Source organism: Burkholderia vietnamiensis LMG 10929 (assembly GCF_000959445.1).
Taxonomy (GTDB): Bacteria; Pseudomonadota; Gammaproteobacteria; order Burkholderiales; family Burkholderiaceae; genus Burkholderia; species Burkholderia vietnamiensis.
This window is the reverse complement of the sequence record NZ_CP009630.1, coordinates 2,216,268-2,230,854: the sequence shown is the minus strand read 5'-3', so window position 1 is coordinate 2,230,854 and position 14,587 is coordinate 2,216,268. Positions and strand designations below refer to the sequence as shown.

17 protein-coding genes are annotated in these 14,587 nt (G+C 67.0%); 11 read left to right on the top strand and 6 right to left on the bottom strand.

The features are described 5' to 3' along the window. Position 1 precedes the first annotated feature (1 nt). Positions 2-235 carry a hypothetical protein gene (locus tag AK36_RS09795; RefSeq protein ID WP_011659947.1) on the bottom strand — a complete coding sequence of 78 codons (234 nt, stop codon included), beginning with the start codon at positions 233-235 and terminating at the stop codon, positions 2-4. Positions 236-473: 238 nt separating this feature from the next. Here AK36_RS09795 and AK36_RS32810 point away from each other — a divergent pair, with 238 nt between their 5' ends. The 3 genes from AK36_RS32810 to fnr all read left to right on the top strand — a co-directional run bounded on the left by AK36_RS32810 (position 474) and on the right by fnr (position 2,257). Continuing rightward, entirely contained in the window at positions 474-737 is a 264-nt protein-coding gene (locus AK36_RS32810) for a hypothetical protein (protein ID WP_144410639.1), read from the top strand. Positions 738-917: 180 nt separating this feature from the next. Further along, a complete protein-coding gene (locus tag AK36_RS09790; RefSeq protein WP_045578369.1) occupies positions 918-1,385 on the top strand; it encodes a universal stress protein in 468 nt (155 codons plus the stop codon). Positions 1,386-1,510: 125 nt separating this feature from the next. Beyond that, complete coding sequence (fnr, locus tag AK36_RS09785) at positions 1,511-2,257, top strand: fumarate/nitrate reduction transcriptional regulator Fnr (protein WP_011881094.1); 747 nt, start codon at positions 1,511-1,513, stop codon at positions 2,255-2,257. Between the two features lie 50 nt (positions 2,258-2,307). Here the strand turns inward: fnr and AK36_RS09780 are convergent, their stop codons facing one another. Then, on the bottom strand, positions 2,308-3,201 hold the full coding sequence (locus tag AK36_RS09780; protein ID WP_014724227.1) for a LysR family transcriptional regulator ArgP: 894 nt from the start codon (positions 3,199-3,201) through the stop codon (positions 2,308-2,310). A gap of 104 nt (positions 3,202-3,305) precedes the next feature. Between AK36_RS09780 and AK36_RS09775 the strand changes: the two genes are divergently transcribed. Further along, positions 3,306-3,926, top strand: coding sequence for a LysE/ArgO family amino acid transporter (locus AK36_RS09775; RefSeq protein ID WP_034193423.1), 621 nt, complete (start codon positions 3,306-3,308; stop codon positions 3,924-3,926). A 302-nt stretch (positions 3,927-4,228) separates the two neighbouring features. Further along, on the top strand, positions 4,229-5,173 hold the full coding sequence (locus AK36_RS09770; protein ID WP_011881098.1) for an aldo/keto reductase: 945 nt from the start codon (positions 4,229-4,231) through the stop codon (positions 5,171-5,173). A gap of 45 nt (positions 5,174-5,218) precedes the next feature. On the opposite strand, the gene AK36_RS32800 is transcribed toward AK36_RS09770, so the two are convergent. After that, positions 5,219-5,431 carry a hypothetical protein gene (locus AK36_RS32800; RefSeq protein ID WP_144410638.1) on the bottom strand — a complete coding sequence of 71 codons (213 nt, stop codon included), beginning with the start codon at positions 5,429-5,431 and terminating at the stop codon, positions 5,219-5,221. A gap of 129 nt (positions 5,432-5,560) precedes the next feature. On the opposite strand from AK36_RS32800, the gene AK36_RS09765 reads away from it, so the two are divergent. The 6 genes from AK36_RS09765 (at position 5,561) to AK36_RS09740 (ending at position 12,272) form a co-directional block, all read left to right on the top strand. Beyond that, positions 5,561-5,914 (top strand): hypothetical protein, encoded by a 354-nt coding sequence (locus tag AK36_RS09765; protein ID WP_045578368.1) that lies wholly within the window; start codon positions 5,561-5,563, stop codon positions 5,912-5,914. Between the two features lie 126 nt (positions 5,915-6,040). After that, entirely contained in the window at positions 6,041-8,389 is a 2,349-nt protein-coding gene (locus tag AK36_RS09760) for an FdhF/YdeP family oxidoreductase (protein ID WP_045578367.1), read from the top strand. Then, positions 8,379-9,773: a cytochrome ubiquinol oxidase subunit I gene (locus tag AK36_RS09755; RefSeq protein WP_045578366.1), complete on the top strand. Its 1,395-nt coding sequence runs from the start codon at positions 8,379-8,381 to the stop codon at positions 9,771-9,773. Before AK36_RS09760 ends, AK36_RS09755 begins: the two co-directional genes overlap by 11 nt. Before the next feature lie 54 nt (positions 9,774-9,827). Next, positions 9,828-10,817, top strand: a complete 990-nt coding sequence (locus tag AK36_RS09750; protein ID WP_011881102.1) for a cytochrome d ubiquinol oxidase subunit II — start codon at positions 9,828-9,830, stop codon at positions 10,815-10,817. Between the two features lie 105 nt (positions 10,818-10,922). Next, positions 10,923-11,267: a DUF4148 domain-containing protein gene (locus AK36_RS09745; RefSeq protein ID WP_034193428.1), complete on the top strand. Its 345-nt coding sequence runs from the start codon at positions 10,923-10,925 to the stop codon at positions 11,265-11,267. Positions 11,268-11,363: 96 nt separating this feature from the next. Next, on the top strand, positions 11,364-12,272 hold the full coding sequence (locus tag AK36_RS09740; protein WP_011881104.1) for a LysR family transcriptional regulator: 909 nt from the start codon (positions 11,364-11,366) through the stop codon (positions 12,270-12,272). Positions 12,273-12,391: 119 nt separating this feature from the next. On the opposite strand, the gene AK36_RS09735 is transcribed toward AK36_RS09740, so the two are convergent. The 3 genes from AK36_RS09735 to AK36_RS32795 form a co-directional block, all read right to left on the bottom strand. Further along, positions 12,392-12,952, bottom strand: a complete 561-nt coding sequence (locus AK36_RS09735; protein ID WP_106919412.1) for a DUF3331 domain-containing protein — start codon at positions 12,950-12,952, stop codon at positions 12,392-12,394. Beyond that, on the bottom strand, positions 12,939-13,889 hold the full coding sequence (locus tag AK36_RS09730; protein ID WP_045578365.1) for a helix-turn-helix domain-containing protein: 951 nt from the start codon (positions 13,887-13,889) through the stop codon (positions 12,939-12,941). Before AK36_RS09730 ends, AK36_RS09735 begins: the two co-directional genes overlap by 14 nt. A 505-nt stretch (positions 13,890-14,394) precedes the next feature. Beyond that, entirely contained in the window at positions 14,395-14,577 is a 183-nt protein-coding gene (locus AK36_RS32795) for a hypothetical protein (RefSeq protein WP_144410637.1), read from the bottom strand. Between the last annotated feature and the right edge of the window lie 10 nt (positions 14,578-14,587).

Sequence of the window (14,587 nt, the reverse complement as noted above, 5' to 3'; positions counted from 1 at the left end):
GTCAGATCGTGATGCTGCTCGCGTCGATCCAGCGCACGGCCCAGTCGCGCGCGTGCGCGATCGCGTCGCCTTCGTCGTTGAACTGGAGCTCGGTCGGAAAGAAACGGTTAGCGACGAGCTCCCCGTCGCTCGATCGGGAGATCACGACGTAGGGCTTGAATGAACCGTCGCTCGCGCGCGCGGGCGCGCAGTTCAACAAATAACCGCGGTGCGTGAAGGCAGTAGTCGCTTGCATGAATCCGCCACCTCTAGTCCCTTGTTTGTTGTTCGCTGCCCGTCGTTAAGGGTGTTGCGGCGCCCCGGTGCGGGCAGAGGCGGCGAGACTGCGTCCCCTGTCGCCGCTTCGCAGGAAAGGAATCATACTCTGTAGGAAACGCGGGTTCTAGCTGAAATAAATCAGGACAAATCAGCGCACGCCGCACGACTGTGGCGACCGCCCACCCACCGTTTTCCCGTCGTGTCCGGAACGGGATTTGCTTCGATTCGACACACTTCGCCGCGAGAAAAGCGTCGGCGCGAGCGCCCTTCCCGCACCGTCCGGCATCGAATTCAACGACGTCGACACGCCCGGCGGCGCCATCGGCAAGCCCCTCGCGTTTCAATCGAACGTTCGAAACGCTGCCTGTCGCCGCACCCGCCACACACGCCCATCCAGCGCCGTGCCGACACATCCGGCAATATCGGCATCGTCCGTGAAGGACACCCCGCCCGCGCCGGTTTCGATGCACCGGAATTGATCGACGTCATATCCGCGCGAGATTATTGCGATTCAATGAACGCTGCGTACTCATGGGCGCGCGCCGCCCGGCACGACGCTGCAGAATCACGGCCGTTGGTTTACGCTGCCCCGCAGCCGTGCACGGTCGGCTCGGCCATCCGGCCGGCTTTCGTCGTTCAACCCGCCACTCGGAGACACCATGTACAAGCGCATCCTCGTTGCCATCGACGGCAGCGACACGTCCCGCCACGCATTCGACGCAGCCCTCGCGCTCGCGAAGGAACACGGCGCCGAACTGCAACCGTTCTACGTCGTCGAAAACGCCGCGATCTATTACAACGTGCCGGGCTACGATCCGTCCGTGCTGCGCGACCAGTTGCTCGCCCAGGGCAACGCGCTCGCGGCGGAGTTCTCGAAGCAGATGGAGGCGGCCGGCGTGAAGGGCGCCACGCGGATCAACGAGGCATCGTCGCTGAACGACGTGTCGGCGCTGATCCTCGACGGTGCGAAGGCGTTCGGCGCCGACCTGCTGGTACTCGGCACGCACGGGCGCCGCGGGTTCCGCCGGCTGGTGCTCGGCAGCATTGCCGAACAGTGCGTGCGCCATGCGACGCTGCCCGTGCTGCTGATCCCGGCCGCCGCGCACGCGGACGAACAGCACAGCTGAACGATGCGCGCCCACCGCGTGCGACGTCCGTGGCAGGTGCGCGCCATCGCGACGTTTTGTCACCCGACAGCCCGAGCTTGCGGTGGGACAATGATTTCATCAATTCAAAGCCGGAGTAAACGATCATGTTGACGCCCGTCGCCACGCGTCCCGCCGCCACGTCTGCTGCGGCCAACTGGGCTCCCCGTCAGGCACCGCACTGCTCGTCGTGCGCGATGCGGCACCTGTGCATGCCGCAGGGCCTGGCGCCCGAAGTGCTCAGCCGTCTCGAGTCGGTGATCTGCGCATCCCGTCCGGTCAAGCGCGGCGAAGCGCTGTTCCGCGAGGGCGACAACTTCGACAACCTGTTCGCCGTGCGCTCCGGTTCGCTGAAAACCGTCGCCACGCGCCACGACGGCCGCGAGCAGGTCACCGGCCTGCATCTGGCCGGCGAAGCGCTCGGCCTCGACGGCATCTGCGACGACACGCACCCGCGTACCGCGGTCGCGCTGGAAGACAGCTCCGTCTGCGTGATTCCGTACAGCGCGCTGAAGTCGCTGTGCTCGGAAGCGGGTTCGGTGCAGTTGCGCATGCACAAGCTGATGAGCGAGCAGATCGTGCGCGAAACGACGCAGACGATGCTGCTCGGTTCGCTGAACGCCGAGGAGCGCGTCGCCGCGTTCCTGCTCGACGTGTCGTCGCGCTACCTGAAGCGCGGCTACTCGCCGTCGGAGTTCAACCTGCGGATGACGCGCGAAGACATCGGCAGCTACCTCGGCATGACGCTCGAAACGGTCAGCCGCACGCTGTCGAAATTCCAGAAGCGCGGCCTGATCGAAATGCGCGGTCGCCTCGTGCAAATCGTCGACTTCGACGGCCTGCATCACGTCTGATCTCGCGGCGGCGCACGACACGCGCGCCGCCCGCAGCCTTGCCGCGCCGCTCAGTCGAGAAACAGAGCGGCGCGCGCCTTCAGCGCCGCACTGAAATCGTCGAGCCAGCCGATCGACAGGCGCCAGCTCTGCCAGTACAGCTCGATATCGACGGTCCGTCCGCGTGACATGTCGACCAGTTCGCCGCCGGCGAGCTGGCGATCGACCATCCGGTCCGGGCACATACCCCATCCCAGCCCCGTTTCGCATGCGCGCAGATAGCCCGCGACGTGCGGTATCCAGTGTTGCGGCGGATCGAGATCCGCGCGCGTCACGCGCCGGATGAAACGCGCCTGCAGCCCATCCTTCGGATTGAACATCACGCACGGCGCGCGACGCAGCGCATCGCGCGTGATGCCCGCGCCGAAGTAGCGATCGTGGAACGCCGGCGAGCATACCGCGCGATAACGGATGCGCCCGAGCCGGATCGACCTGCATCCCTGGATCGGTTCGGCCTGCGCCGTCACCGCACCCTGCACGCTGCCGTCGCGAATGCGTGCGGCCGTGTAGTCCTGGTCGTCGATCACCAGATCGAGCAGCGTCTCGCGCTCGGTGCAGAACGGCCCGACCGCATCGATGAACCACGTCGCGACGCTGTCGTCGTTGACGGCCACGCGCAACGTCGGCCATGCGCCCGCAATCTGGCCCGGCAACGCCGGCATCCGGCCGCCCAGCTCGGCTTCGAGCAGTTGCACGCGCTCGGTGTGCCGGCACAGCAGCGCGCCGGACGTCGTCGCGACGCACGGCTGGCCGCGCTTGACCAGCACGCTGCCGACGCGCTCCTCCAGCAGCTTCACGCGCTGCGATACGGCCGATGGCGTGACGTTCAGCTCCTTCGCCGCCCGTTCGAACGAACCGTGCCGAATCACGGCCGCGAGGGCGTCGAGCAACGCGTAGTCGAGCATTAGATTTCCTTAATCCGCATTAGGTGAATTAGCTTCTCTTATCTGGACGCTGCCCGCAGACTAGCGCCAACCGATTCACCCGTCTACTGCCTCGATTCCCCATCATGAACTGGATTGCCTTTTCCCACGGCGCCGCGCTGTGCGGGTCGCTCATCGTCACCATCGGCGCACAGAACGCGTTCGTGCTCCGGCAAGGCATCATGCGCTCGCATGTCGGCAAGATCGTGCTGCTGTGCGCGCTGTCCGACATGATCCTGATCGGTGCGGGCGTCGGCGGCGCGTCGGTGCTCGTCGAGCGCTATCCGACCTTCGTTCACGTGGTGCTGTACGTGGGCCTCGCCTATCTCGCGTGGTTCGGCGTCAATGCGCTGCGCCGTGCGCTCAAGCCGGGGCACGACACGCTCGACGTGCGCGGCGACGCGGTCGCGCCGCCGCCGCAACGCGCGGTGTCGATCGTGCTGATGACGCTGGCGTTCACGTGGCTCAACCCGCACGTCTATCTCGACACGTTCCTGCTGATCGGCACGGCCGGCGCGCGGGAGCCGGAAGGCGCGCGACTCGCCTTCGCGATCGGCGCGATGTCGGTGAGCATCGTCTGGTTCGTGGCGCTCGGATACGGCGCGCGACTGCTCGCGCCATGGTTCCGCAAGGCCGTCGCGTGGCGCGTGCTGGATGGCGCGATCGGCAGCATGGTGCTGTTTCTGGCGGCCGTGCAACTTCGATAGCGAGTGCACGATCAGCCGCTGCGCACGGGTGGCGGCTTGCCGGTTTTCATACCGCCTCGGCCGGGCGCGGCGGCTGACGCATCTGCCGCAGCAGCAAGTATTGCGTCCATCGTGGACGAATCCTCCGCCATTCACCGCCATTCACCGCCATTTCTCCGTGTCGACGGCGCTGCACGCGCTGCACGTTCCGAGCCGATCAGCGAGAATGTTCGTGCGCCCCGCGACACCGACGCAGGCAGTTCGATCGTTCGCCATCGCGTCGGATTCGGTCCGGGCCCATCCCGCAGATTCCGGAGAACAGCATGGCACTACGCACCCTCGGCACGTCTGACATTCAGGTTTCCCCGCTCGCCTTCGGCGGCAACGTATTCGGCTGGACCGTCGACGAGAACGCATCGTTTGCGCTGCTCGATGCGCTCGCCGACACCGGCATCAACTTCATCGATACCGCCGACGTCTATTCGGCCTGGGCGCCCGGCAACCGCGGCGGCGAGTCGGAGACCATCATCGGCAAGTGGCTCAAGCGCTCGGGCAAGCGCGAGCGCGTCGTGATCGCGACCAAGGTCGGCATGCTCAAGGCGCGCGAGGGACTGAGCCGGGACAATATCCTGAAGGCCGCCGACGATTCGCTGCGCCGCCTGCAGACCGACTACATCGACCTGTATTTCTCGCACCGCGATCTGGCCGACACGCCCCTCGAAGAAACGCTCGGCGCGTATCAGACGCTGATCGACGCGGGCAAGGTGCGCATCATCGGCGCGTCGAACTACAGCGGCGCGCGGCTGCGCGAAGCCGCCGACATCAGCACGCGCCACGGGCTCCCCGCATATCAGGTGATCCAGCCGGAATACAACCTCGTCGACCGCGCCGAATACGAGCGCGATCTCGAGCCGGTGGTGCGCGAGCTGAAACTCGGCGTCGTGAACTACTACGCGCTCGCGAGCGGCTTCCTGTCCGGCAAGTATCGCAGCGAGGCGGATCTGAAGAAGAGCGTGCGCGGCGATCGCGTCGCCGGTTATCTCGATGCGCGCGGCCTGCGCATCCTCGCAGCGCTCGACGAGGTGTCGGCGAAGCACAGCACCGAGCCGGCCGCGATCGCGCTCGCATGGCAGATCGCGCGCCCGACGATCACCGCGCCGATCGCGAGCGCCACCTCGCTCGCGCAACTCGCGCTGCTCGGCGAAGCGATGCGCGTGACGCTCGACGACGACGATATCCGCAAGATCGACGAGGCCAGCGCGGTTTGATATCGCGCGCCGCATGCACGCGTACCGGAACGCATCCGCCATGCGCTACGGCAGGCGCGCGCCGCCCCGGCTGAATCCGTAAAACGGCGCGGCCAGATCCTCCACAAACTGCGAGCGGCGTTCGACGCCGCTCCTGTCACGCACCGCATCGGTATCGAACCGGCCGCCGCCTTTTCGTCGCAAGCCTGCATTTTTCCGCTCGGCTCGGTCGCCACCCGCGCCGGTTGTGCGGCTTCGCGCCCTCGCCTTGCCCGCCATCGTGCAAATCGACCGCACGCCGGGCGAATTCGAAAGCCCTCGCGCACGCGAACCGGCAACATCGGCTCATGCATTCACCGCTCGCCCACGCCGGCTCGCATCGGCGTCCGTTCTGCCCGGAGAGTTGACATGAAGCCGATCGACATCAGGTCCATGAAGCCCTTGCGCGCGGTCGCGCTGGCGGCCGTGGCGGCCATGGCCGCGGCGCTCACGCACGTCGCCGGATTACCGACGTTCGACGACGCCGTGCTTTCCGTCGGCGCCGACATGCAGTTGCCGCTGGAACGCATCGCAAGCGATGCGCCGGACGCATCCGCCCCGGCCGAAAGCGCAGCGTATCGCCCCGCGGCGCGCGCCGCCGCGACGCATGCGGCGCAGCTGACCGGTTCGAGCGATGCGCTGCCCCCGCGCGCGACACATCGCGCGTCGCATTCCGCGCCGGCCGACCGGCCCGCGGCCGGCGCTTCGAAAAACTGGATCTGAACCCGCCCGACACGACGCACGCCGACACGCACCGCAACGTGCGAATCCGCAATGCGCAAGGCAACGGCTCAATCGCGCCGAACGCGAATCGACGACGATCGAGGCTATCGAAACGAGGAATCTGACATGGCTCCCAAGAAAGTCGTACGCATCTACAGCGAACCCGCCGGCGGATGGGGTGCGCTCAAGGCAACCGGCGAAGCGCTCGCGGTGCAGGGCATCGCCGTGTCGGGCGCGAAGACGCTGCTGCAGATGAACCAGCCCGAAGGGTTCGACTGCCCCGGCTGCGCGTGGCCCGACCCGAAGCACACGTCGTCGTTCGAGTTTTGCGAGAACGGCGCCAAGGCCGTGGCCTGGGAAGCCACGGCGAAGCGCTGCACGCCGGCGTTCTTCGCCGCGCACAGCGTGGCGGAACTCGAAACCTGGGACGACTACGACCTCGAAATGGCCGGGCGCCTCACGCACCCGATGGTCTACGAGCGCGCATCGGACCGCTACGTGCCCATCGAGTGGGACGCGGCGTTCGCGCTGATCGGCGAGCACCTGAATGCGCTCGACCATCCCGACCAGGCCGACTTCTACACGTCGGGCCGCGCTTCCAACGAAGCGGCATTCCTCTATCAGCTGTTCGTGCGCGAATTCGGCACGAACAATTTTCCCGATTGCTCGAACATGTGCCACGAGGCCACGAGCGTCGGGCTGCCGCAGTCGATCGGCGTCGGCAAAGGCACCGTGCTGCTCGAAGACTTCGAGCACGCGGACGCCATCTTCATCTTCGGACAAAACCCCGGCACGAACAGCCCGCGCATGATGAGCGATCTGCATGCGGCGTCGCGGCGCGGCGCGAAAATCGTCTCGTTCAATCCGTTCCGCGAGCGCGCGCTGGAACGCTTCGCCGCGCCGCAAGACCCGCTCGAAATGGCGACGCTCGGCTCCACGCCCATCAGCACGTTCCTCTATCAGGTGCGCGTGGGCGGCGACGTGGCCGTGCTCAAGGGCATGATGAAAGCGCTCGTCGAAGCAGACGATGCCGCGCTCGCCGCAGGCGCGCCGCGCATCCTCGACACCACTTTCATCGCCGGCCACACCGTCGGCATCGACGCGTTGCTGGCCGACCTGCGCGCCACGTCGTGGGACGCGATAGAACGCCACGCCGGGCTCTCGCAAGCCGACATCGCGAACGCCGCGCAGGTCTACATGCAGGCGCGCAACGTGATTCTGGTCTACGGCATGGGGCTCACGCAGCATCGGCGGGGCACTGAGAACGTGCAGCAGATCGCGAATCTGGCGCTGTTGCGCGGCAATATCGGCCGTCCGGGCGCGGGCATCTGCCCGGTTCGCGGCCACTCGAACGTGCAGGGCAACCGCACGGTCGGCATCACCGAAAAGCCCACGCCCGCGCTGATGGACGGCATCGAGCGCGCCTTCGGCTTTCGCCCGCCCGCCGCGCACGGCCACGACGTGCTGGCCGCCATCGATTCGATGATGCGCGGCTACGCGCGCGTCTTCATCGCGCTGGGCGGCAACTTCGCGGCGGCCGTGCCCGACTGGGTCCGCGTGCAGGCCGCGATGCGCACGCTCGACCTGACCGTGCACGTGGCGACCAAGCTCAACCGCAGCCATCTCGTGCACGGCAAGGACGCGCTGATCCTGCCGTGTCTCGGCCGCACCGAAATCGACCTGCAGGCCGACGGGCCGCAATCGATCACCGTCGAGGATTCGATGTCGATGGTCCACGCGTCCGCCGGGCGCAATGCGCCGGCCTCGGCCCACCTCCGCAGCGAGCCGGCGATCGTCGCCGGCATCGCCCGCGCGACGCTCGGTCATGCGTCGCGCGTGCCCTGGGAGCAGCTGGTCGCGAACTACGACCGCATTCGCGACGCCATCGAAACCGTGTTGCCGATCTTCCAGGCCTACAACGAACGCATTCGCGTGCCGGGCGGTTTCCATCTGGCTTCCACGGCGCGCGAGCGCGTGTGGGCCACGCCGAGCGGACGCGCGAATTTCTTCGTGTTCAGCGGCCTCGACGAAGACCTTCATCACGACGATCCCGATGCGCTGCGGCTCACGACCATGCGCAGCCACGACCAGTACAACACCACGCTCTACTCGCATTCGGACCGCTATCGCGGCGTGTTCGGGCAGCGCGACGTGGTGTTCATGAATCCGCGCGAGCTCGGCAGACGCAACCTGCACCCCGGCGAACGAGTGGACATCGTGGCGCTCGCGGCCGACGGCATCGAACGCATCGTGCGCGGCTTCAAGGTGGTCGAATACTCGCTGCCCGACGGCTGCTGCGGCGCCTACTATCCGGAAGCGAACCCGCTCGTGCCGCTCGACGCCTTCGATCCGCAAAGCCGCACGCCGTCGTACAAGTCGGTGCCGGTCAAAGTGGTGCGCGCGGCCGCGGTCGGGCCGGACTCCGCCGCGTTCGCCGTGGCGCTCAACGCCGGGGAGCACGATCATGCTCAGTGACGTCGTCAGCCTGTCGCGGGCGCAGTTCGCCATGACCGCGATCTTCCACATCCTGTGGCCGATCCTGACCATCAGCCTCTCGGCGTTTCTGCTGCTGGTCGAAGCGCTGTGGATTCGCACCGGCGACGCGCTGTATTACCGCCACGCGCGCTTCTGGAGCCGCCTGCTCGTGCTGAACTTCGCCGTGGGCGTGGTGAGCGGCATTCCGATGGAGTTCCAGTTCGGCACCAACTGGGCCGGGTTCGCGCAGTTCAGCGGGTCGTTCTTCGGCAACATCCTCGGCTTCGAAGGCGCGATGGCGTTCATGCTCGAAGCAGGGTTCGTCGGCGTGATGATGCTCGGCTGGAACCGCGTGTCGCCGAAGGTCCACCTGTTCGCCACGTCGATGGTCGCGCTGGGGTCCACGCTCTCCGCGTTCTGGATCATGGTGGCGAATTCGTGGATGCAAACCCCCGCGGGCGTGAAGCTGGTGGACGGCAAGCTGGTGGTGACGGACTACGTGGCCGCCATCTTCAATCCGGACATGGCATGGGGCGTGTCGCACATGTGGGTGGCCGCGATCGAGACGGGGATGGTCGTGATCGCCGGCATCTCCGCATGGCAGATGCTTCGCCGCCGCGAGCCCGCGTTCTTTGCGCGCTCGTTCAAGCTCGCGCTCGTCATGCTCGCCGTGGTGGCACCGCTGCAGATCTGGCTCGGCGATTCGAGCGGCGTCAGCGTATTCGCGACGCAACCGGCGAAAGGCGCGGCCATCGAGGGCCACTGGACCACCAACGCACCCGGCACCGGCGCGCCGTGGTCGCTGCTGGCGTGGCCCGATCAGCAGCGACAGCGCAACGACTGGTCGATCGAAATCCCGGGGCTGTTGAGCGTCATCGGCACGCATTCGCTGCACGGGCAGGTGAAAGGCCTCGCCGACTTCCCGCGCGCCGACCAGCCGCCGATGATCCCGCTGATCTACTACGCGTTCCGCGCGATGGCCGGCATCGGCTTCGTGCTGGCGCTGCTCGCCGGGTGGACGGCGTACGCGGTGTATCAGGCGCGCGGCGACCTGGCCCGGCTGCTCGCGAGGCGCAGGCTCCTCATCGCGTGGGTGCTCTGCATTCCGCTGCCGTACGTCGCCGTGGAAGCCGGCTGGATCGTGCGCGAGGTGGGGCGGCAACCGTGGGTGATCTACGGGCTGCTGCGCACGAGCGACGCCGCGTCGGCCGTGGCGGCCGCCCCGGTGGCGGGCAGCCTCGCGATGTTCGCCGCGTTCTACGTGGTGCTGATCGTCACGTTCTTCGCGCTCGCGCGGCGCTGGTTGAAGCGCGGCCCCGACCTCGCCGCGCCGCTGCCCGGCGCCGTCGCGGTCCGCGAGCAGGCGAGCGCCGTGACCTATTGATTTCTTATCGACCTCTTATCGACCTCTTTGCGCGCCCCTGCGGGCGAAATGACGATGAACACTTCCGCTCATTCGATGCTGGCCTTCACGTGGTTCGCGCTGATCGGCCTGATGCTCGTCTTCTATGTCGTCACCGACGGCTTCGATCTCGGCGTCGGCATGCTCACGTTGCTCAAACGTACGCGCGACGAACGCGACGTGATGGTCGAGACGATCGGCCACGTGTGGGATGCGAACGAGACCTGGCTCGTCGTGGTGGGCGGCGCACTGTTCGGCGCCTTTCCGGCCGCCTACGCGCTGTTGATGCAGAGCCTCTACGTGCCCGTGATGACGATGATCGCCGGACTCATCATGCGCGGCGCGGCGATCGAATTTCGTCACGGCGACCGGCACGGGCCGGCGTGGGATACGGTATTCGGCGCGGGCAGCCTGGTGGCCGCGATTTCGCAGGGCGTCATGCTCGGCCGCATCGTCACGGGGCTCGCGCCCGGCGCGTTCGGCGTCGCGTTTTCCGGCGTCGCGGCGCTCGGCGTGGTGACGGGTTATGCGTTGCTCGGCGCCACCTACGTCGCGAAGAAGACGGTGGGCGCGCTCGAACAGTGGGCTCGTCGTATCGCGTTGCTGTGCGCCGTGCTCACCGTGGCGGCGGCGGCCGTGCTGACGGCGGCCACCTGGGCCGGCAGCGCGGTGGGACGCGAGCGGTGGCTCGAGCCCGGCGTGTTCCCGGTGCTCGCGGCACTGGCCCTGTGCGCCGCACTGTCGTTCGCGTGGCTGGTCGCGTCGCTCTATCTGGGCAGCGTGCGCGGGCCGTTTCGCGCCGCCGTGGCGCTCTTCGTGGTCTCGTTCACGGGGCTCGCGGTCAGCGTCTATCCCGACTTCGTGCCCGGCAGGCTCGCCATTCTCGCGGCTTCGTCGGATACGGCGACGCTCGTGTTCATGCTGATCGGCATCGGCTTCATCTTTCCGGTGATGATCGGCTACAACCTTTATCAGTACTCGGTCTTTCGCGGCAAGGTGACGGGGACGGCCCGAGCGGGCGACTGACCCGCTCCGCGCGGCACGACGATCGTTCGGCGGGTCTCGACGTCGCCCCACGCGGGGAGGCGGGGATCGTTGCGGCGTACTCAACCGAACCGAAGGAGTCTCATCATGAAAACGCTCGCATGCATCGCGCTCGTCCTCGGCACCCTCGCCGCTCCTGCGTCGGGCTTCGCGCAAAGCAACACGCCGCTCACGCGCGCACAAGTCCGCGCCGATCTGGTCCGCGTCGAACGCGCTGGCTATAATCCGGCACCCGGAAACGATCCTCGGTATCCGTCGGACATCCAGGCAGCCGAAGCGACGGTCGCCGCGCAGCAGCAGGCGGCGAGCGGCTTCGGCGGCGCGCCGGCGGACGGCACCTCGGCAAGCGGCAAGCGCATTCACGCGGCTACGCGCGCAAGCGCGTCGTGCGTCGGCCCGGCGAGCTTCTGCAATCCCTATTTCGGCAGCTGACCGCACGTGCCGTACACCGTCCAGCCGATGCCGCCCGCCGGGCAGCCCGGCCCGGATACGTGGCGCGCGGGGCAGCCGGCACCTGTCCCGCACTCTATGAACTTCACTCACCTTCTCGCCTTTTACGAAGTCGCGCGCGCCGGCAGTATCAGCGCAGGTGCGGAACGACTGCACGTCAGTCAGCCGGCTGTCACCCGCGAGGTCCGCGAACTCGAGGATCGCATCGGCGTCGTGCTGTTCGACCGGCTGCCGCGCGGCGTCGCGCTGACCGAAGGCGGCAAGCTGCTCTACGAGTATGCGAGCCGCATCTTCACGCTCGCCGATACGGCCGAGAAAGAGCTCGCGGAGCTGGCGGGCCTCGGGTCGGGCCACATGAAGATCGGCGCCAGCGGCACGCTCGGCGTGTTTTTCGTCCCCGAAGCGATTGCGCGGTTCAATGCGCTGCATCCCCGTGTCGCGATCGATCTGACCGTCACGAACACCGAACGCGTGGAAGCGGGCCTGCACGACCTGACCTTCACGATCGGTTTCATCGAAGGGCCGTTCGACGAGTCCATTCTCCATGCCCGCCGTATCGGCTCCGACGAAATTGCCGTCATCGCAGCGGCCGGTCACCCGCTTGCGGGCAAGAAAGTACGGGCGCGCGATCTGGCCGAACGCGCCGTCATCATGCGTGAGCCGGGGTCCGGCACGCGCGCGATCGTCGAAGAATCCTATCGTCGCGCCGGCCTCGAAATCGAGCCGCTGATGTCGGTGAGCCATACGGAGGCGATCAAGCGGATGCTGCTGTCCCAGCACGCGCTCGGCTACATTTCGACGCTCAGCGTAACGGACGAATTGCGACGCGGCGAGCTGACCGTCATCGAAGTCGACGACATGAAGATCGTCAGGCCGCTGCACATGGTCTGGGCGAAAGGGCGCTCGCTGTCCCCCAGCGGCCAGGCATTGTTCGACCTCGTGGCGAGCGGCACGCTGAACACCGCGATCGCAGCGGGCGCCGAGTAGCCTGCTGCGTGCCGCCGCGTTGCGCGTTCAGCGCCGCGCGGGGCTCGCACGGCGTTGCGCGCGGCGGGCGGGTACGCGGGTGTTGCGTTTATCGGGTGCTTGCCGCGTCGCCGCCGACGTCAGCGATCGGCTTCGGCTTCGTGCAGCACCGACTCCAGAATCATCGCCCCGGCATTGAGCGGCTTCGGACGCGCACGCGGTTGATAGACGGCGTCGCCGATGCGAACGGGTTCGCCGCTGAGCGCACACACTCCGCTGGCGCGGGCGCGTGTCACGTGCCAGGTCTGGTCGCCATACGAGCAGTGCGTGGAATCGCGCCATGCGATCGTAACCACGGTCGAGCTGACACGATCGACGAAACTCACCGAAACGGCTCGGCGCTCGGCATCGCTCGCTCGCACGTTTGCACGATGCGCCATCCCGCGCGCGCGCAGCGGCTCGCGCGCCGGCGCGCGCAATCGCAGATCGTCACGGCACAGTTGGGACAGCAGACTCAGCGTTTGCTGCCACGGATCCAGCGCGATCACATCGGTCGAGACGTTCATCGTCGTCCTCATTGCGTCATGGGTTGAACCGTTGCGGCGAGCGTGCTGCGCGATCGCGCGCGCGTCGCTCGATGCGCCGCGAAGAAATCCATCGCTGACGGCCAGGAAAGCCGTGACCCGTTCATTGATCGACATTCGTCTTCGCCCTCCAGCAAAACGGCGTCTCTCCGACGAAGCGTTTGAACACCGTCGTGAAATGGGCTTGCGAGCGGAAGCCGCAGCCCAGTGCGACGTCGAGCAGCCCGTCGCGCGATTCGAGCAGCAGCTGCTGCGCGCGCTCGATGCGCCGCCGCATCAGATACTCGTGCGGCCGCAACCCGGTGGCTCGACGAAACTGCGCAGCAAAGTGCATCCGCGTCAGCCCGACACTCTCGGCCATGTCGGCGAGGCCGATCGGCTCCGCGAGGTTCGCTTCGACGAACTCGACCACGCGACGCATGCGCCACGACGGCAGCGCAGCCGCACCGCGCACCTCGCTCCGGTTGGTCGAGAAGTGGCGAAGGACCACGCGCGACACGATCGCGAGGCTGATGCTGTCGGCGAACACCTTGCCCAATGCCGCGTGCTCCGTGTGCGACACGGCAAGCGCCTGACCGAGCCGCTCGAGCGCCGGATCGCGGATCAGCCGCGGATCGTCGATGACGATGTCGCCCGCATGGGGGCGACCGAAGAGGTCGGCGTAGCACTCGGCCAATACCGTCTGGGAGGCGAACAAGTGCAGCACGTCGCTCGGCGCGCCGAACACGGCGCAACACGCGACGCCGGGCGCCGTTATCTGCGCGGTACCGGCCGTCAACCGGCCTTCGACGAGCGTGCGGCCCGCGTGCGAAAAAGTCAGCGACGTGCATTTGAGGTTGATGCCGATGCAGTGCCAGTTCTCGCCGCAGTCGTTCGCCACTTCGAGCGTCTGCGCGCCATTGCGTGTCCAGCGCGAAAGGGCGATATCGATATCGCGGCCGACGCCCGGCTCGCGCCACGCGTGCTCCGCAGCAATAGGGCTGGACGCGCGCGCACCGGCAAGCACGTTGAAACCGGCGGCTGTCTTGCAAGGACTCGACGACGAAAGAATCATGGCTGGCTACCTGACGGGAACATGGAGCGTTACGCACGAGCGGTGCAGTGAATCCACGGTATCGAAACGACACGCGTTGCACCAGTTATACAAAGGGTTGCTCGAACCTCATCGATGGATGAGGCCGGTCATATCGACGTTCAATTCACGATGCGGCGCGGCTGCAAACGAACGCCATCGCGTTCGCGGCCGGAACGCCGGCGGCCGATCTCCCGTCACGGGAGACACCTGCCGCGCGCGGCAACGGCATCGCTCGCGGGTCGTCGCGCCACGAACCGGTGGCCCGAGCCGTGCGGACGTATCGGCAAGCGCGCGAAACCGGTGCGCTCCTCGCTCCATCGCCGGATGATTCCGCGCGCCGTAGCGTGGCCGTTGGTTCGTGGATCAGGTCGTTCATCGCTGACACCTTGCATAAGCGGTGAGGTGCGCATCCTTGGCGATCACGAGGCACGTCGCCGGATACGGTCGTTGTTCAGTGCTCCCATTGTGATGATCCGACTTGACCTCAGTCGAACACGCGGATGACAAAACTGAAATCTGCGCCGCAGCCACACGCGCGGATGAACCGGGGCTGCTTGTCGGCTACCGGCGTATCCCGGCGTGCGATGGTGCGTACGTGACCGTCCCGAGATGAGGTGAGGTAGTCATCGCGTGTGTTGAAAACGGGCAGTGGCTGCGCGGCTGCCATGCATATCGAC

Bases quoted from the DNA above. Each gene is read 5' to 3' on its own strand.
- AK36_RS09765 (WP_045578368.1), top strand. From the start codon at position 5,561: ATGAAGCCGATCGACATCAGGTCCATGAAGCCCTTGCGCGCGGTCGCG.
- fnr (WP_011881094.1), top strand. From the start codon at position 1,511: ATGTTGACGCCCGTCGCCACGCGTCCCGCCGCCACGTCTGCTGCGGCC.
- AK36_RS32800 (WP_144410638.1), bottom strand. From the start codon at position 5,431: ATGGCGGGCAAGGCGAGGGCGCGAAGCCGCACAACCGGCGCGGGTGGC.
- AK36_RS09795 (WP_011659947.1), bottom strand. From the start codon at position 235: ATGCAAGCGACTACTGCCTTCACGCACCGCGGTTATTTGTTGAACTGC.
- AK36_RS09740 (WP_011881104.1), top strand. From the start codon at position 11,364: ATGAACTTCACTCACCTTCTCGCCTTTTACGAAGTCGCGCGCGCCGGC.
- AK36_RS09735 (WP_106919412.1), bottom strand. From the start codon at position 12,952: ATGTCGATCAATGAACGGGTCACGGCTTTCCTGGCCGTCAGCGATGGA.
- AK36_RS09770 (WP_011881098.1), top strand. From the start codon at position 4,229: ATGGCACTACGCACCCTCGGCACGTCTGACATTCAGGTTTCCCCGCTC.
- AK36_RS09755 (WP_045578366.1), top strand. From the start codon at position 8,379: ATGCTCAGTGACGTCGTCAGCCTGTCGCGGGCGCAGTTCGCCATGACC.
- AK36_RS32795 (WP_144410637.1), bottom strand. From the start codon at position 14,577: ATGGCAGCCGCGCAGCCACTGCCCGTTTTCAACACACGCGATGACTAC.
- AK36_RS09730 (WP_045578365.1), bottom strand. From the start codon at position 13,889: ATGATTCTTTCGTCGTCGAGTCCTTGCAAGACAGCCGCCGGTTTCAAC.
- AK36_RS09775 (WP_034193423.1), top strand. From the start codon at position 3,306: ATGAACTGGATTGCCTTTTCCCACGGCGCCGCGCTGTGCGGGTCGCTC.
- AK36_RS09760 (WP_045578367.1), top strand. From the start codon at position 6,041: ATGGCTCCCAAGAAAGTCGTACGCATCTACAGCGAACCCGCCGGCGGA.
- AK36_RS09780 (WP_014724227.1), bottom strand. From the start codon at position 3,201: ATGCTCGACTACGCGTTGCTCGACGCCCTCGCGGCCGTGATTCGGCAC.
- AK36_RS09750 (WP_011881102.1), top strand. From the start codon at position 9,828: ATGAACACTTCCGCTCATTCGATGCTGGCCTTCACGTGGTTCGCGCTG.
- AK36_RS09790 (WP_045578369.1), top strand. From the start codon at position 918: ATGTACAAGCGCATCCTCGTTGCCATCGACGGCAGCGACACGTCCCGC.
- AK36_RS09745 (WP_034193428.1), top strand. From the start codon at position 10,923: ATGAAAACGCTCGCATGCATCGCGCTCGTCCTCGGCACCCTCGCCGCT.